This is a genomic window from Legionella sp. W05-934-2 (assembly GCF_964199965.1).
Classification (GTDB): Bacteria; Pseudomonadota; Gammaproteobacteria; order Legionellales; family Legionellaceae; genus JAFIFT01.
Genome location: NZ_CAXMZT010000033.1, coordinates 1 through 631, shown reverse-complemented (window position 1 = coordinate 631; position 631 = coordinate 1). Strand labels below are relative to the sequence as shown.

The following is a 631-nucleotide window of genomic DNA, read 5'->3' as shown; positions in this document are numbered from 1 at the left end:
CTCAGACTCCTAAGCGTTCATCTGAGAATATGTTAACTGTTACCTATGTATCCGGTCACTTGTGTTACCGATGTATCCGGGTCGGACCCCTCCGGTGTGACCGGGGAGAGGGGAACAATGTGGAAAGTTATATAGAAGTCCTGAAGATTTTAAAGACACCGGCAGGAATAATTGCATAAATTTCTGCCCGACCAATACTATTATTACGCGATGCTCAACTTTTCACGGAACCAATCGGGCCCGGGCCCGTGAGCGAGCCCGAGCCCGTCCGAGTTCCGTCTAATCTACTTTTTTCGCCATTTTAGTCAACATCATAACAATTCGAGTTAGTAAATCTCTGGTTAAGTGATAATATTCTTCCTTTATAATGTTTAAATGTTTGGATACCTCCAATATCGCTGCGGTTTTCTGTAGCAGAACGTTTTGCCATCCGGTAAAATCTACTTTTTTCATTAGTCGAGAACTCGCCTGAGCCTTCAGCAATATTCAGTGATATAGACGTACCAGCCCGTTGAAGTTGATCTGTTAAATAAGCCCTGCGCCGCGGGAAGGCTGAAGTGATTTTATCAATGAATACCACGACCTCAATGGAGGCTTGGTATACATTCAATTTTTCAAAATCGAAATAACT

At 43.3% G+C, this 631-nt stretch carries 1 protein-coding gene; it reads right to left on the bottom strand.

The genetic code is table 11. The annotated features are described in order from the left end of the window. Positions 1-301: 301 nt before the first annotated feature. Positions 302-631: four helix bundle protein (locus tag AB3348_RS15225; protein WP_367608474.1), on the bottom strand; the 330-nt coding region annotated here is incomplete at its 5' end.